The 16,318-nt window shown below is 55.0% G+C and carries 12 protein-coding genes; 2 read left to right on the top strand and 10 right to left on the bottom strand.

Annotated features, from left to right (window positions below; translation table 11 throughout):
• Positions 1-245: 245 nt before the first annotated feature.
• From pyk to SANT_RS09890, 6 genes are all read right to left on the bottom strand, one after another.
• A complete protein-coding gene (pyk, locus tag SANT_RS09915; RefSeq protein WP_025422140.1) occupies positions 246-1,688 on the bottom strand; it encodes a pyruvate kinase in 1,443 nt (480 codons plus the stop codon).
• A gap of 25 nt (positions 1,689-1,713) precedes the next feature.
• Complete coding sequence (locus tag SANT_RS09910) at positions 1,714-2,862, bottom strand: glycerate kinase (RefSeq protein WP_025422139.1); 1,149 nt, start codon at positions 2,860-2,862, stop codon at positions 1,714-1,716.
• 15 nt (positions 2,863-2,877) lie between these two features.
• On the bottom strand, positions 2,878-4,191 hold the full coding sequence (locus SANT_RS09905) for a GntP family permease (RefSeq protein WP_025422138.1): 1,314 nt from the start codon (positions 4,189-4,191) through the stop codon (positions 2,878-2,880).
• 478 nt (positions 4,192-4,669) lie between these two features.
• The gene (locus SANT_RS09900) at positions 4,670-5,443 is read right to left on the bottom strand and encodes a hypothetical protein (protein ID WP_025422137.1); all 774 of its coding nucleotides are present in this window, start codon (positions 5,441-5,443) and stop codon (positions 4,670-4,672) included.
• A 116-nt stretch (positions 5,444-5,559) separates the two neighbouring features.
• On the bottom strand, positions 5,560-6,459 hold the full coding sequence (locus SANT_RS09895) for a hypothetical protein (RefSeq protein WP_025422136.1): 900 nt from the start codon (positions 6,457-6,459) through the stop codon (positions 5,560-5,562).
• Positions 6,460-6,607: 148 nt separating this feature from the next.
• The gene (locus SANT_RS09890) at positions 6,608-7,162 is read right to left on the bottom strand and encodes a fimbrial protein (protein WP_025422135.1); all 555 of its coding nucleotides are present in this window, start codon (positions 7,160-7,162) and stop codon (positions 6,608-6,610) included.
• A 71-nt stretch (positions 7,163-7,233) separates the two neighbouring features.
• On the opposite strand from SANT_RS09890, the gene SANT_RS24075 reads away from it, so the two are divergent.
• A complete protein-coding gene (locus SANT_RS24075; protein ID WP_148296264.1) occupies positions 7,234-7,536 on the top strand; it encodes a hypothetical protein in 303 nt (100 codons plus the stop codon).
• Here SANT_RS24075 and SANT_RS09885 read toward each other — a convergent pair.
• The 4 genes from SANT_RS09885 to SANT_RS09865 form a co-directional block, all read right to left on the bottom strand.
• Entirely contained in the window at positions 7,473-10,241 is a 2,769-nt protein-coding gene (locus SANT_RS09885) for a fimbrial biogenesis usher protein (RefSeq protein ID WP_158500155.1), read from the bottom strand. The two genes, SANT_RS24075 and SANT_RS09885, sit on opposite strands and share 64 nt — an antisense overlap.
• A gap of 77 nt (positions 10,242-10,318) precedes the next feature.
• Entirely contained in the window at positions 10,319-11,023 is a 705-nt protein-coding gene (locus tag SANT_RS09880; RefSeq protein ID WP_025422133.1) for a fimbria/pilus periplasmic chaperone, read from the bottom strand.
• 1,176 nt (positions 11,024-12,199) lie between these two features.
• Positions 12,200-13,216: a 3-dehydro-L-gulonate 2-dehydrogenase gene (yiaK, locus tag SANT_RS09870; protein WP_025422131.1), complete on the bottom strand. Its 1,017-nt coding sequence runs from the start codon at positions 13,214-13,216 to the stop codon at positions 12,200-12,202.
• Entirely contained in the window at positions 13,197-14,762 is a 1,566-nt protein-coding gene (locus tag SANT_RS09865) for an MFS transporter (protein WP_025422130.1), read from the bottom strand. Before SANT_RS09865 ends, yiaK begins: the two co-directional genes overlap by 20 nt.
• Positions 14,763-15,592: 830 nt before the next feature.
• On the opposite strand from SANT_RS09865, the gene SANT_RS09860 reads away from it, so the two are divergent.
• Positions 15,593-16,177, top strand: a complete 585-nt coding sequence (locus tag SANT_RS09860) for a hypothetical protein (RefSeq protein ID WP_025422129.1) — start codon at positions 15,593-15,595, stop codon at positions 16,175-16,177.
• The last annotated feature ends 141 nt before the right edge of the window (positions 16,178-16,318 follow it).

Genomic DNA, 16,318 nt, shown 5'->3' with positions numbered 1-16,318 from the left:
GCAGAAAACATCCCTATCATCAATACGCCACATTCATTGCTAATTTGCCCCAATTTAATAAACTTTCTGATACAAACTTCGTCATTATTTAGAAAGAGGACGCATTTATCTCAGATAAACATTATCATTCATTCCCTGGGGAAAATAAAGCGCTACCGCGCATTAGAGAAAATAGTAAATCATCGGCAAAGGATTAATGAAAATTATCGCCGCCAGCATATTATGACGACGATAATAATAGATGCTTATTCCACCAGACAAATACGACATGTATTGGTACTGCCAATTTTCCCAATGCTGTCCCCTTGTGTCAGGATAACGCTATCCCCTGGGGCCAGAGCACCGTTCGCTTTCAGCAGCGCTATAGCATCTTGTGCCGAGCCCACGCCTACAGCGCGGCCCTTGAACGGCAGGGGTGTAACGCCGCGATACAGCGCGGCCTGATTCAAGGTGGCGGTATGGCGCGATAACGCATAAATCGGTATCCGAGAACTTATGCGAGACATCATGCGGGCGGTGCGTCCCGACTCCGTCATCGCGATGACGGCTTTAACGCCCTGCAAATGATTCGCCGCGTACATGGCCGCCATCGCCGCCATCTCCTCGATGTTGGTAAACTCTACATCGAGGCGGTGCTTTGAGGGGGTGACTTGCGGGCTGCTCTCTGCTCCCAGGCAGACGTTCGCCATCGCCGCTACGGCTTCGACAGGATAGTTGCCCGCGGCGGTTTCGGCCGAAAGCATCACCGCATCCGTACCGTCCAGTACCGCATTGGCCACGTCCATCACTTCAGCCCGCGTCGGCATGGGGCTGGCAATCATTGACTCCATCATTTGCGTTGCGGTGATCACCACGCGGTTTAATTGTCGCGCTCGTTGTATTAAACGTTTTTGTACTCCCATCAACGCGGCATCACCTATTTCCACACCCAGATCGCCACGGGCCACCATAATGGCATCGGCGGCGCGGATCATATCATCCATGTTTTCCGGCGTGGCCACGGCCTCAGCGCGCTCCACTTTAGCGATAATGGCCGCCTGGCAACCCGCTTCACGCGCCAAACGGCGCGCCCGGCGTAAGTCATCACCGGTGCGCGGGAACGAAACCGCCAAATAATCCACATGCATTTTGGCTGCGAGTAGAATATCCGCTTGGTCTTTTTCCGTTAGCGCGTCAGCGGAAAGACCGCCACCGAGCTTATTCACCCCTTTGTTATTCGAGAGTATTCCGCCCACGATCACGCGGGTGACGATTTTCTCGCCGACAATATCGGACACGCCCAACCGAATACGACCATCATCCAGCAACAGAATATCACCTGCCGCCACGTCGCGTGGCAATGCTTTATAATCGATTCCCACTCGAGTATTATCGCCCTGGCCTTTATCTAATAAGGCATCTAAGATAAAAGTCTCCCCCTTACGCAGAGCGACTTTACCTTCTTTAAACGTTGACACTCGAATTTTGGGACCTTGTAAATCGCCCAAAATAGCCACGGATTTGCCCAAGCGTTGAGCAATCGCGCGCACGGCTTGGGCACGCGCAATATGCTCATCTGCCGCGCCGTGAGAGAAATTGAAGCGCACCACATTGGCGCCAGCCATTATCATTTTCTCCAAAATATTGTCGCGATCGGTCGAGGGACCAAGAGTAGCGACAATTTTGGTACGTCGACGGATTTCCGCCATACTCTTCACCTTTTAAACGACGCTATTAACATGCCGCGGCTTTTTTTAGCAGCCTGCCGATATTTTCACACGCCCGCTCCATATTGATCGGCCCGTCTTTCAATAGAGCCTCAATAGTGTCAGCGCGGGGGATAATGCCAAAGATGGTGTCGATACCTTCCCCGTAGAGCGCATCAACCCCATCTCCAACGCAGCCGGATACGGCGATCACCGGAACGCCTTGCGCTTTGGCGGTCCTGGCGACGCCGTAAGGGGTTTTACCGAATTTGGTTTGATAGTCGATACGCCCTTCGCCGGTGAAACAGAAATCCGCTCCCACCAACTTGTTGCGCAATCCGCTAAATTCAACCACGATATCAATGCCTTTGCGCAACGTGCAGTGGGTAAAGGCCATCAATCCCGCCCCTAATCCCCCCGCTGCGCCTGCACCCGGCACATTGGCAACGTCTTTGCCCAATTGGTGGCGGATAACCGCGGCAAAGTGCGCTAGATTGGCATCCAGCCGTGCCACCATATCCGGCGTTGCGCCTTTCTGCGGGCCAAAAATCGCGGAGGCCCCCTGTTCACCGCATAAAGGATTGGTCACATCACAAGCGACCTGTATATCCACCTGCGCCAGGCGGCTATCCAACCCGGTAAGATCGATATGTTGCAAGCGCCCCAAGGCGCCCCCACCGCGGGGCAAGATGTTGCCCGCTTCGTCATAAAAACGCACGCCCAGCGCTTGCGCCATACCCGCCCCGCCATCATTGGTCGCACTACCGCCAATGCCCAGAATGATTTTCTTAATGCCTTTATCCAAACAGGCGCGAATCAGTTCGCCGGTACCATAGGTCGTGGTAATAAGCGGGTTTTTTGAATCCCTATTGACCCATTGAATACCGCTGGCTGAGGCCATCTCAATCACGGCAATGTCGCCATTCCCCATAATGCCATAGCTGGCTTGGACCATTTCTCCCAAGGGTCCGGTTACGTTTAATGCATTAAGACGGCCGTTGGTGGCATCAATCAGCGACTGAGTGGTGCCTTCGCCGCCGTCAGCCATGGGAACATGAACAAAGTTCGCTTCTGGAAACACCTTACGCAGGCCTTTCTCCATTGCGGTGCATACTTCTTTCGCCGTCATACTTTCCTTAAAGGAGTCAGGCGCTAATACAAATGTCGCTTTCTTCATTGGGGTTGCCTTCTACTAGAGAATAAAGCCGTACAGCACGGTCGCGACCAGGGTCATGGTGCCGCCGACCATCGCTTCATAGGGCAGCAGGCCCATACGTTGTCTGATCGACATGTTCATACTCTGAGCCGTTACGTGGAAATAATTGCCTTGCGGCAAGGAGTCGATGACCGTCGCCCCGGTATGCACCATGACGGCTGAGGCGATGGGCGCAATGCCAATAGTGGCAATGGCGTGACCGAAGGTACCGGTCGCCAATATCGTTCCGGTTGACGTCGAGGCCGTGGCCGCCGCCATCAAAATGCCGGAGATGGGCGCCAGGAAAGTTCCGGAAATGCCCATGATATGAATAAGTTGTACTACCTGCGTGGAGAGATCGGACGCGGCAATCAAACCCGCAATCGCGCCAGCGCCGATAAGAATGAGCACGGTGGCGGTCATCTTCTCCAGCCCCGAGGCGGTATAAGCAATGACTTTGTGCTTTTGCCCCATGGTAATCAGCCCGACGATACCGGCGATCGGCAGGACATACATCGCGTCCAGTTTGAATGCCGTTAGAGCGCTTAGATGGAAAATAGAACCGATCGGATTGATCATCAGCAGGATAACGGCCACCGCGGGAGCGACGATGGCTTTGCCCAAGGTTGGATAGGTTTTTTCGTTTTTGGCACTTTGCGTACCGTAAGCGGCCGCCGCCTCATCGCTGCTTACTCTGAAGCCTTTATTTTTTAGCATGGAAGCAACGATAACCGTCATGATTAGACCAAATACCGCAGGAATAAAACCGGCAATCATCACGTCGCTTAAATTCAGATGGAAGCCATTCGCGGCGGCAATGGTGTTGGGATTAGGTGAAATAATATTGCCCGCTTTACCGCCACCGGAAAGCGCCAGTAATAACGCCAGTTTGGAAATGCCCATTTTATTACCCACCGACAGCGCAATGGGGGCAACAATTAATACGGCGACCGGGATAAATACCCCAACGGCGGTAATAATCATGGTGGCCAGCGCTAAGGCCAGAATGGCTTTGCTCTCTCCCATCTTCTTTACGATGGCCTGAGCGATGGTTTCCGCCGCGCCTGATTCCATCATCACCCCTGCCAGTACTCCTGCCGCCAGCACGCGAATTACCGTGCCCATAACACTCTGCGTGCCCGACGTTAGCAGACCGATGGTCTGTTCTAGATTGCCGCCACCGATGACAGCACCGAGAATAGCGCCGAGGAAGAGTGAATAAACGGGGTTAATTTTTTTTAAAATAAGCGCAATGGCAATAAAAAGACCGATTAATGCTCCGTACCATGCCAAGGGTTCTATGGTATGCATAATGAGACCTCTTATACTTTATACGTTATCGACAATAGAGTGCTAATGCAAAACCCATTCTGGCGGGATATGCACTTATCAATGAAGTTATAGTTACGTTGTGCTAATATTATTTTTTAAAAAAACTTAAAACCAATAATGATTTCCTTATTGCTAGCTTATTTGTATTGGGGAGTATTCTAAGACTTGTCGATAAAATAACCTATGTGCCCAAACACGAAAAACTGGGCAGTTGTACAGAAATTTTTGTGTTGCAGAACAATAGAGAGAGAGGTTTATCACACTGCGGGGGATGTGGGGCCTGTGCGCCAAACAGCAGGCGCAATACCGCTTCAGGGCGCGTTGCGCTCAGTCGGGGCTCACGCCGGTCTCCCGTTGGCCAGGGTGCAGGCGGAATCGTCGCTTCCAGTCAGCGCCTGCGCGGCGCGGCTCTCGGTTACCCGCCAAGGCGCCCCCGAGTCCCTAGCCACGCGGTTTGTTAATCACAGGCGACGGTCACGGTCATCGCCCCCTCATAGGTCCCCGCTGGCGTGGCAGAGGTTACCCCGGATAGGTGCAAAGCGTGCTCCGATTGCAAATCGCCGGTCCATTTGTACGCGGCGACATCGTAGTCGGTGTTGGTAACGTTATAAACTATGTGGCTATCGCCATTTTGCAGCCAACCGCCGTTAGTGTGTTTCAAGCTTGGTTCAAAAGTTAAGGTTCCTTCACCCTCAGCGCCTGAGGTTATATTGACGTCTTGAATGGTCCCCACTCGACTTATTTTCGGAAAATCGATGTGAGAAACCACATCCACCGCGCAGCTTGTAGGGGTAAGATCATACTCTATAGTGATGGGTTTGCGGCCTGTCGCGCCACCGGCATCGTCGGGTCTTATCAAGGTTGCGGTAACGCTTCCTTTCCACTCTCTAACGCCGGGACAGGCTAAAGGATCGACTGTCGCTGATAATTTTATTTTCCAATTGATATGTACTGTATCCGTGATTTCTATCGTTCCATCACCTTCAACAATACCGGCGACGCTATTGCTCTCAGTAATTGCCGATGTCTTTAAGATAAGACAAGCGTCTGTGGTCTCAGCCGTGTGGGTGACCTCAAATGAAGTAGGGTAAAACCAGGTTTCCAACGGTTGCGTATTTTCATAAACATGACCTGATAAACTGGATATTGTCGTCGCGAACCCGCTGCTCGGCGTCGCGATAAGCACAATGATAGACGCCATAGAAAGGAAAAGAGATTTGCTTTTTTGCATGACAGAGTACCTTGATTTTATTTTTGCATAATTATTGCGGGGTCATAACAATCTCGTTCCTCACGAATTTCCGCCGGCGGGCGCAGGCCGGTGCCGCGGGCGCACCGCTTTGAGCGCTAGTCGCATGCCAGCGTCACTTGCAGCCTTCCGCTATAGGCCCCGGGCTGGGCCGTGGAGGGGATCTTATCCAGCTCGACGGCATAATCATCGCTCTGGTCACCCCGCCACCGGGCTTCAGCGGCCTGCCAGTCGGCAACGCTGGACGCTGAATTCACCACCCCATAGCTGAGGGTGTTGCCGTGGTCGTTCTGGAGAAGCCCGCCGTTGTCATCATGGGCATCGGGTGTAAAGGTGATATGGCCGTCGCCAACCGAGTTGGAGGTAATCTGTATTGGCGCTGCCGTTTGGCCTGTTCCCAGCGGGCCGAAGGTGGCGGTGGGATTGACGTCCACGGAGCAAACCGGCGCTGCGGGAAGTGTGGCATGGCCTATCGTAGAAAAACCATTCGCCGAGCTCCCCCAACCGTTATTATCCGATACCTGTAATTTCACCATCATCGACAGCGCTTTCCCCGTCAGATTTTGCAGAGAGCCGCTTACCGTAAACCCGGTGATCACCGGGTTGTCTCCTCCCGTTACGGACTGGCCGTCAAAGGCGGGCACGTCCACCCAATAACTGGGATTATCCCAGCATGCCCATTGATCTGCGTCCTGGCACAGGGGGAGCCTAACGCTGAACGAGCCCTGGTTGGTGGTGACGACTACGTTCGCGTATCCGCCGACCCCGGGGTTGCTGCCGTTTGGGATCAGCATCATACGCGTGAAGCCGGTGTGGCTGTCGGTGGTCGGGTAACCGCCCTTAGCCCACAGTTGTAAATCGGGTACGGGCACCTCCACTACCGCCGAAGCATCTATGGTCATGGCAAGACCGGGCTGGCAGCAGCAGATAATACCGATGGCCGCCGCCAGAAGATGTTTTGCCCGCCCGCCAGCGGGGTGTTGACCGATGCTATACATGCTCTTCACATCCCGTTTTGCAAATACTGCCTGATAATCCGCGCTGAGCGTGCATCAGAGCGGTCGGACCCATCCGTGCCGCTCTTGCGCGTTCACCACCGTGACCCTGGGCCGCCAACTCACTTCCCTGTGAGTGCTTGCCGTTGTCTTACTGGTATTCCAGGTTCAGCGTTACCGCCCCGTTGACCGCACCGGCCGACACCGCGTTGACGTCACCCACCGTGACCAACTGCGCGGTGAAGTCCAGGGGAATGTCGTTACCCCCCGTCAGGTCAAGGTTATACTCCACACCTTCCCCCCCCGGGACCAGCGTGGTTTTGGTATCGTCCCCGCCCATAATCTTCACGCCCACGCCCTTGGCGTCGGTCTCGGATGCGGCGTCGGTGACTTTGAAGGCGTCCGACCCTTCGGCGGCGGCCTCTGAGGTCGAGGTCACAATGACCTTGCTGGCGGAATCGCTGCACCCGGTCAGCTGCAACGAGAATGCTTTCTCCGGCGTCGTGCCCGCTTTCAGTTTATCGATGGCGACGTGGCCCAGGTCGACACCCTGTTGTTTGCTGCCACTCTCCAGCGTGCAGGTATTCGCTTCTACCGTGGCGGTGATATCGATTTGGGCCGTATCTGCGGCGTGCGCCAGGCCGGTGGTGGCCAGCAGTGAGCCGATAATCAGGCCCAGGGTGTTTTTACGTACAATCAATGACATGTTTCATTTCCTTTTATTAAGTTAGGTGCCCTGCACCCGGTTAGTTGGGTGCTAAGCACCCGGTTTAGAATGTGTGTCGGCGTAATGCCGTCTTCCCGTCTCACGCCATGTTGCTAGTGCATTCGACGATGTTGCTGGTGCATTCTCCTGAGTTGCTAGCGCGTGCATTGATGTTGCTGGTGCATTCTCCTGAGTTGCTGACGCGTGCCGATGCTGCCGGCGCGTTCGCCGATGCTTCCGGGCGTTCGCCGATGCTGCCGGCGCGTTCGTCGATGATGCCGGCGCGTTCGCCGACGATGCCGGCGCCGTATTACTCGCAGCGCGCCGCCATCTGTATCACCGGCGTCTGCGGGTTCGTTTCCGGAAGCCGGTAGTGCACCTTGCACTGCTGGTCCGGCTGCGCGCCCCATTGCGCAGTTAGCACCCCTGCATTCGGCAGGCCGGACAGATACACCTGTCCGTCGTCGCCGACGATGCCGCTGTTGTCGCCGCTGGACACCGTGGCGCCGAACGGCAGCGGCCGGCCGCCGCGCGTCAGCGTCAGCAGCGCCCGCGCCCCGCTGCGCGCCTTGAAGTTCGCTTTCACCAGCGCCCCGCGCGTCGGTACCACCCGGGTGACGGTGTTGTCGATTTCCGTGTAGTCATCCAGTTGGCTGCTGTCCAGCGCCACCCGGTTCTGGCGGTACACGCTGGCATAGGGCACCACCGTGTAGCCGCGCCAGTCGGTGCGTATCCCGTTGCCGTTTTCCACCGGCACCCCGGCGGCCCCCGGCGCGGCGACCAGCACATTGGTGTCGCCGAGCGGCTGTCCCAGCGTCAGGCCGCCGCCGTGCAGCACCGCGCCGCCCGCCGCGCCGTAGTTCACCTGGCGGTAGTTGCGGTTGTAGCTGTAGCCCGCGCTGGTATTACCGTAGGTGCCCTGGTAGTTCACGCTGGCGTTGCCGCTGCCGCCCGCGTCACGACCGTAGCCCTGCGCCACGCTCCAGCTCAGGTTATTCTCCGCCAGCGCCGTACCGCTCAGGCCGGTCTGCTGCGTCAACCTGCCGTCGGCGTCGCGGCCCATGCTGGCGGTGGCCCACAGCGGATGACGGCGGTCGGTGATGTCGCCGGGGGACAGCCAGGCGTCCAGCGGCACCGACAGCGACAGCCAGGTGGTCTGATCGGCATGCGGCTGGCCGTTGACCCGCGTATAGCTGTGCGACAGGGTGTAACTCACCTTCCCCACCGTGCCGCTGAAGCCCGCCTGCAGCGAATCGCTGGCGTCGGTCCCGCTCCAGTAGGTCTGATGCGTGCCGCTCAGATACAGCGATCCCAGACTGCCCAGGCGCTGCGAGATATTGACCTGCAAACGCTCGCGCTTGTTGTTGTACAGGTTGTAGTAGTCGGTATAAGGCCGTTTCACCGGACGCCCCTCGGCGTCCACCTCCTGGCCGTCGGTCAGCCAGCCGCGCATCCCTTTCAGCGCCGTCTCGTCCAGGGTATGGAACCCCTGCGTCGAGTAGCGATAACCGGCCAGTTGGAAGGTGGTGCCCAGCTGATTGAGCGAACGGCCGTAGAGGAAGCGCAGCGATTGCCCCTGATGGTCGCTGCCGTCCGCCAAGGTGCTGTTGGCCTGGGTCACGTCCGCCGACAGCGCCCCCCATGCCCCCAGGTTGATGCCGGCGCCCAGCGCCGCGGCGCGGTAGTTGTCGCTCAACTGCACGCCGCCATAGGTGGTCAGGTTGTGCGGCAGCCCCCACAGTACCGACGCCTGAGCAAAGGCCGGGTCGGTGTAGCGGTCGCTGCTGTTGCGGTAATGGCCCGCCGTCACGCCATACTTCACCACCCCTTCGCGCTGCAGCATCGGCACCGACGAATAGGGCACGGTAAACACCTGCGTGCCGCCGTCGGCCTCGGTGACCGTCACGACCAGGTCGCCGCCGGACGACACCGGATACAGGTCGTCGATGGTAAAGGCGCCGGGCGGCACAAAGGTCTGGTAAATGACATGGCCGTTCTGGCGGATGCTGACCTGGGCATTGCCCTGCGCCGTGCCTTTAATCACCGGCGCGAAACCGCGCCGGGTGTCCGGCAGCATGCTGTCATCGCTGGCCAGTTGGACGCCGCGATAACCCACTGCGTCAAACACCTGGCCGTTGGTGGTGCTGTCGCCCAACGTCAGTTCGCTTTGCCACGGCACCACCGTGCGCCGGGCGTAGGTATTCAAATGTTGCCAGCGGCGTTCATGGCCGTAGCGGCTGCTGTAATCGCGCCAGGTGCTGTTATCGCGCAGGCGCCAGGCGCCGAGGTTCAAACCGCTGGTCAGGCTCAGATAATGGTTGCGGCTGTCCGAATAGCGGCCTTTATTGTCGCTGCCGCTAAAGCGGTAGCTGAGCAGCGCGGCGTTGACGCCTTCGTCCCACTGTTCAGGGGGGATCCAGCCGCGCGGGCGGCTTTGCAGCGCCGCCTGGGGAATACTGATATCCAGACGCATTTTCTGAAAATCAAACGCGGTGTAGGCCTGAGGGATATAGCGACCCGGCGACACGCAGGCGTCGTCTGCCACGGCGGCCAGGGCCGGGAAGGCGTTGATGCTCACCCCCAGGTCCCGCAACGCTTTTTTGTTCAGGCAGGCCATCAGGCCGGTGTCGTCATGAATGTCGCGCACGGCGGGCGCGCCATTGTTTTCGCGATCTTTTTCCGCCGATGGAGAAGCTTCTTCGTCCCCCCCTTTACCGACCCTGTTGTCGCCGTGGGTGCTTTGTGGGGCCGTTTGGCCCTGTGCGCTGGCGGCCGCGGCCGCCGTGTTATGCGCCTCACCGTCAGCGACGCTAAAGGTCACCGGCCGCTGCACCACAAACCGGTTGTTCAGGTAAATCTCGACATCGTAGGTCCCGGCCGGCTGACGACCCGCCTGTGTGAACCGGGACAGGTCGGCCACGTCCTGTGCGCCGCCCGCTATCAGTTCGGGAGCAAAGTACAGCTCGGCCGCGGCGGGCGCCGATATCATCAGGGTGAGGGCCGCCGCCAGCGGCGACAGGAAAAACGGCACAGTCCGACCGCGCCCGGCATCATGTCGGGATAGTGTTTTGTCTGTCATCGTCATTATCCATAACCAGGGTAGAAAAAGAGGCGAATAGCGGCGCAGGCGCGGCAAAATGAATTAAAAGAGCGCGATTAGCGTATCGGGCTTTTTATTTCTGGCGTTACGGCGCCGTAATCATTAATCGTCTGCCAAGTGACAACATTGGCGCTCCCGGCTGTTAGCGGCTGCCGGCCCGACCCCTGCGGCGCCACCATTATGTTCCCCAATGCCTGGTTGCCGGCTTTCATATTCGTTATCGTGATGTAATAAGGCGTCGGGTTCACAATCTCCAGCATGTTTCCCTGGCGACGGAATGTTAATTTTTTTGGGGCTTCATTGACGGCCGGTATTAACCCTGTGGGACGAACAAATAGCTTGATGCGGGTATTCGCCGCCAGCAGCAGCATATTCTTCCCCTTCAATGCCTGTTTATCGAGAGAAGGAATGGCTTTCACATTAAGATAATACAGCGACTCGCGGTCGCGAGGAAGATTAGCGCCGGTCAGCATCAGGCGTAGGGTATTTTCATTATTCGGCCCGCTGATATACAGCGGTGGCGTTACGACGAAATCACGGCTTTTTTCCCCGCCGGGATTATTCACCCAGGACTGCACCATGAAAGAATCTGTGGTGGATGAATTCTTTACGGCAACCGTCGTTTGTTTGGCGCCCAGGGGGTACACCACTCGGGTACTTTGCAGAGAAATTCCGCCGGCCGCGCTGGCGGGCGGCGCGCTCAACGCGCCCAACGCCAGCGCACAGGCAATCACCTTTAGAGCGAAGCGACATAGGGACATAGTTACTCCCGCCAGAGAACGGGGATCTCTGGACTTTATCAATATTATTAAACAATAACGGGATTGCAGATTCAGGACGCCATCACAGATTGCCGCCTAATGCGATCTTTCCCCGCGTTAATTAACTTTGCCTATGTTCCGGATTAATTCCGGCAACAATGCTACAACAAGATATTTTCTAAAGACTAATAAGATTGTAATAAGCGTATTGCCATAATAAATAAGCCGACGGGGATAAATATCCCAGTCCAAAATGCACAAACGCGATTCAATAGCAACGCCATAAACGCACACACGCTTTCACCGCAATGGGCGAGAAAAATACATGAAGTAGCACAATATACCCGTAACTCGCCAAGTGCATATTGACATTATTGTTATCGTGAAACTGGGTAAGATATTTCATCTCATTACTGAGGATGCACATAATAGCGTTTAAATATTGATCGTCAATAGCAATCAATACAAAAAAAACAATAGATTATCATTATCAAAGTTTGGTTATCGATCGCCATTGTCGATGAATGATTGAGTCCAAAATCACAAATTACTTTACTTACATAATGTTACATTAGTCGGACGCAAAGGGTTTCGGCGGCAGGGACCGCTAATGCAGCGCTAAAAAGGAAAAATAAAGCTCACTTTCAACACTATCGTTTAAGATTAGTTTAATCTACTCTCTTTCAACATTTCTCACTTATTAACATCATCTAAATGGTATAGTAATAAAAATAAACATCTCACTTCATTATTAATAAAATAAACCAGTGGATAGATAACCTACCTCATTGATGATCTGCATACTCAAAGCGCAGAAGAAGAAAATAGGCGTAACCGGGTAGGATCACATGAGGGCGTGGTCTCTTTTGCAGGATGTGCGCAGCGCTATCGACACGCTAAACGCGTTCAGACGCCGGAAAATCGGCAGAGAGTGAGAAAGGGTAAAACGACAGGAGTGACCTTAACCATGCTATCCCGCCGGCGGGCGGTAGTGCATTCAACCGCCGCCAATCTGCCCGGTCAATATCAACAGGTCCAAAGAAAACGAAAGCCCCTCTGCGCTTATCTATGCGTTAGCTAATAATCGACCAAAGGAGGAATGCCCAAAGGTCGGGCATTCACATTGCTTGTCGGGCGCTCGGGAACGGGCTTCATCACGCAAAACGGCGGCTATTCTCATCCGGCCGCGAGTTTTTGCACCTCCTTCCATACCCCTTCGTCTACGGGGATGCCCTGTTGTAGATTCTGTTCGCGGGTCAAGCGTTGCCGCTGTCCTGGCCAGGTAACCTCGCTGAAGCCTTCTGCTTTGTCGGAGCCGTTGACATACGCCTGCACGCGTGCGGTGATTTGCTCAGAGAGCGCCTGGCCGCCAATCTGGGCCGGGTCAAACACCATGAAAATTTGGCTGGCGCCGGTGCAACTGCCCTGCTCTATGGTGTCAATTTCCGCCGTACATTTGCCCGCGGAAAGTAACGCCGCCATAGCATCGAGTAGTATGGCCAAGCCGGAGCCTTTCCAGTAACCGGCGGGCAAAATACGCATGGATGCCTCAATCGGCGCGGGATCGTCCGTCAACTGGCCCTCGGCCGTAAACCCACCGGCGTAGGGTAACTTTTCGCCCTTTAAGCGTGTTACCTGTAGTTTGCCGTAGGAATACTGCGACATCGCCATATCCAACACCAATGGGCCGGCTTTGCCCGGCACCGCCATCACAAAGGGATTATTGCCTAAACGGGGGTTTTTACCGCCCCAGGCGGGCATACAGGATTCAGTATTGGTCCAGCAAATCGCGGCCATGCCCTGCGTTGCCGCACGCCAGCCGTAGGTGCCGCCGCGCATCCAGTGCGTGGTATTGCGCATCGCGACCATACCAACGCCGTTATCCCGCGCCAGTTCAATGGCCCTGTCGATAGCCAGGATAGCATTTGGAATACCAGGGCCGCGCTGGCCGTCCCAGACTTCCATCACCGATAAACTTTTTACCCGCTCGGGCACGGCGTCGACCGCTACCCAGCCTTTTTTCACATAGTCCACGAAGCGCGCCACGCGATTAAGGCCGTGGGAAGGAATACCATCGCAGCTGGTTTGTGTATGTATTTTGGCACACAGAGCGGCCTGTTCGGCCGACAAACCGGCCCGCAAAAAAGCCTGTTCAATGGTCGATTGTAGTGCCTCAAATGCTATTCGGGTCATGTCGAGTGGTTCCTTCTTGGTTTAAATCGGCGGCGCGAGGGTCGATGCGGCGCATGATATCGTTATTTCCCCACAGGCTTGCCCATGGCCACCCTGTCAATGTCTCTGCTACCTGACGCGTTTGCACCGATGCGTCAGCCGCGCCGCCGCCGGCGCGCCGGCGCTGGATTTCCGCAATCAGCAGCGCGTGGTTATGCTGATTTAGACGAAAGCGACGCGCGCTTAACAAGCCTACGGCAAGGAAAATGACGGCGCCAATGCCGAAGACCAGCGCAATACCATGAATCGCTTCCGGCGGCTGCGTTGTCGCGCCCTTGCCTGCGAAATGGTAAGTCTGGAGAACCATCCCGACGATAAAGAGCGCAACGGCCTGCACCGCCTTACGTACGAACGTCATGACGCCGGCAAAAATGCCCTCCCGGCGCTTGCCCGTCAGCATTTCATCCACATCGGGAATGAAGCTGTAAATATTCCAGCAAACATATTGCGTACCGGAACGGCCCATCCCCATGACGATGGCGGCGCCCCAAACCATCCACAACGCCGTGGGAATATCAAAAGCATAAAAACTGACGAACAGCGCGACGCTTGCCAGCATAAAATATTGCGCCAGTTTATAAGCGGGCCCGTTGCCGATTTTAATGCAAAGCGGGATCCAGGCGGCGATACAAAAAAACTGCACCACCGACATGAACGTCATGCTGTTGGCGGCATCCACCGTATTGTGGCCCAGCACAAAGATAATGTAATACGCCATGACCGCACCCAGCACATCCAGCGCCACATAAGCTCCAAGATACATGCCGACATGCTGGCGGAAGGTTCTGACATTAAAGGTGGACAAAAGCGAGCGGAACAACGCTTTCATATCGCGTTTGAACTCCACCGGCGCGGGTTTCTCCGGGACGGCAATAGGACGTTCCCAGGTGAAAAAATAGAGCCCGAGAATGACCACGGCGAATAAGGTACCAAAGATGATCGCCATATATAAAAAGGACGAGGAGGCGTCTTTCCCGAGGAAAGCAATGATTCCCCCCGGCAGCCAGGCCGCCAGAATACCGGCACCCATCGAAAAGAACATGCGTACACCGGTCAGGCGCGAGCGGACGTGAAAATCATGCGTCATTTCCGCCGCGAGGGTTTCATAGGGAACGATGACCAAGGTATAGCAGGCGTAGAAAAGAATGTAGGTGGCTAAATAGTAGCCGAAGCCCATATCGCTGGCCCACATGATGATATAGCTGATAAACACCAGCGGTGCGCCAATGAGAAAGAAAAATCCGCGGCGGCCGAAGCGTTGGCCCAACCGATTTCGCCAAAAATTGTCGGTAACATACCCCATGAGCGGATCGAAAAAGGCATCAAGCAAACGCGCCGTCGCAATAACGGCTCCCGCCTCTGCTGGGCTAAGCCCGCCGTAGGTGGTATAAAAGTACATTAACCAGAGGCCGAGGACGGTAAAACTGCCGCCCCCGAAGACATCCCCGCCACCATAGGCGAGCATATTTTTAAGCCTTATCGGCTTTTCTTCATCCCGATTTATCATTTTATTGCGATCCAATTACGATAAAGAGTGGAATCACACTAGCACTCTCCATCTGCCATACAAGAATACTAATATCCACACCTGAACCTGATCACATTTTGGACGTGAATAGGAAGATAAAATGTGACGCAGATAAAGAAAATCACCCGTGCCGATGAGACCATCGACGTCGGTCCGGCCGAGCCCTGTCCGCTGCTGCAAGATTGATTTATGGCACGCCCCTGTCGACGTGAGACCCCCCAGGGTATGAGAATAGTCATGGTCAGTACGCCCCGCGCGCGTGAACGCCCTTAACCAGCGCCAAGGTAATAAACCCGTTGCGGCTGCGGCATAGCTAAAATAAAACCAAAGCGCTGATAACCGCGATAAAATGACCTTCATTCTTTCATCATGGTTATTTCCCGGGTGTTTGAGTGCTAATTTAATCCCCCATTTTTATAGTAAACAGGATCGATGGCATTAAGGTAAGACGCCAGACGCAGCCAATAAAACTTCGCGGTTATAGAGAAACTTCACTTTTAGGCAATGCGTTTTAGGGGTATGTTTTCAGAAAATGATAAGCCAGGCATTAACTCGGCTCGTCATAGAAGAGAAAATCGCAATTACCGCTTATGTCATTTTCTTTTTCCCCTTCCCTTCCTTTACTTTCCCTGCGAACGCGAAATAACAGTTAAGCCGTCCTTGTTCTGCCCGTGGCGCTCCGAACCTCTTGACCCGCCAAGGAATCACAGCTTAATTTCCCGAGCGGAAACAAATTATCGGTTTGACATTGATTTAATCATTTGATGTTATTAATACGTTAATTCATCGCGTTATAAGGAGATCATCACATGTTGACGATTATACAGGTTCGCGCGGGCATGCCTGCAGTTAACGAGCAGAATAATATTACTGAAAATAATCAAATCGCCCAGGGATTTCAAATGCTCCTAGGGACGTTAACGTCTATCAACAATACGTCACATCAGCCAAAGGTGGCGGACTTTATTGCGTTTGCCGAACGGGATGCGGATCGGCTAAACGCTTTTTTCTTGGTGGCGAAGAACACCGCCGCCCTGGCGGATTTAATTAAGTCGACAACAATTCTGGGCCAAAGTATTCAGTATGATATGCGCGTCAATGCCGGCGCAGACCCTATTTCGTCTGATGATTTAGCTAAGCTGAACGAGGCGCTGACCGTTCTGCAGCTCAGCATTACGCCCAAAGAACCCTGTCAGCAAAACACGGGAGCAGAAAAAGTCAACCGGGAAGCCCAACGAATTTTACAGCAACTGACTAGCTTTTCTAAACGCCTTGAAACCCATGCCGCTCCCGAGATAAATCGCACGGGAGAGCGCATTAGTAAAGAATTTGCCCGTTCAGGCGAGAAAATCAGCAAGGAGCTTCAGCGCTTAAGCGAACGCGTCTTCTTTTGACCGCCAGCGGTCTCAGGCCCGCGGCCAGCTAGCTTGCCGCCCGCCAGCGTGGCGCGCCGCGATAGGGCTTACCGCCTCTTGCCCGCGGCGATAAGCTGCAAAATCTGCAGAGGTGAAGAGACCGAGCGGCACAAAAAAAGA

It is taken from the genome of Sodalis praecaptivus, from assembly GCF_000517425.1.
GTDB lineage: Bacteria > Pseudomonadota > Gammaproteobacteria > Enterobacterales > Enterobacteriaceae > Sodalis_A > Sodalis_A praecaptivus.
Note: the sequence above shows the minus strand (reverse complement) of the source record. Positions and strands in the feature narration are given on the sequence as shown.

Coding starts and splice junctions, on each gene's coding strand:
- pyk (WP_025422140.1), bottom strand. CDS start 1,688: ATGGCGGAAATCCGTCGACGTACCAAAATTGTCGCTACTCTTGGTCCC.
- SANT_RS09910 (WP_025422139.1), bottom strand. CDS start 2,862: ATGAAGAAAGCGACATTTGTATTAGCGCCTGACTCCTTTAAGGAAAGT.
- SANT_RS09905 (WP_025422138.1), bottom strand. CDS start 4,191: ATGCATACCATAGAACCCTTGGCATGGTACGGAGCATTAATCGGTCTT.
- SANT_RS09900 (WP_025422137.1), bottom strand. CDS start 5,443: ATGCAAAAAAGCAAATCTCTTTTCCTTTCTATGGCGTCTATCATTGTG.
- SANT_RS09895 (WP_025422136.1), bottom strand. CDS start 6,459: ATGTATAGCATCGGTCAACACCCCGCTGGCGGGCGGGCAAAACATCTT.
- SANT_RS09890 (WP_025422135.1), bottom strand. CDS start 7,162: ATGTCATTGATTGTACGTAAAAACACCCTGGGCCTGATTATCGGCTCA.
- SANT_RS09885 (WP_158500155.1), bottom strand. CDS start 10,241: ATGACAGACAAAACACTATCCCGACATGATGCCGGGCGCGGTCGGACT.
- SANT_RS09880 (WP_025422133.1), bottom strand. CDS start 11,023: ATGTCCCTATGTCGCTTCGCTCTAAAGGTGATTGCCTGTGCGCTGGCG.
- yiaK (WP_025422131.1), bottom strand. CDS start 13,216: ATGACCCGAATAGCATTTGAGGCACTACAATCGACCATTGAACAGGCT.
- SANT_RS09865 (WP_025422130.1), bottom strand. CDS start 14,762: ATGATAAATCGGGATGAAGAAAAGCCGATAAGGCTTAAAAATATGCTC.
- SANT_RS09860 (WP_025422129.1), top strand. CDS start 15,593: ATGTTGACGATTATACAGGTTCGCGCGGGCATGCCTGCAGTTAACGAG.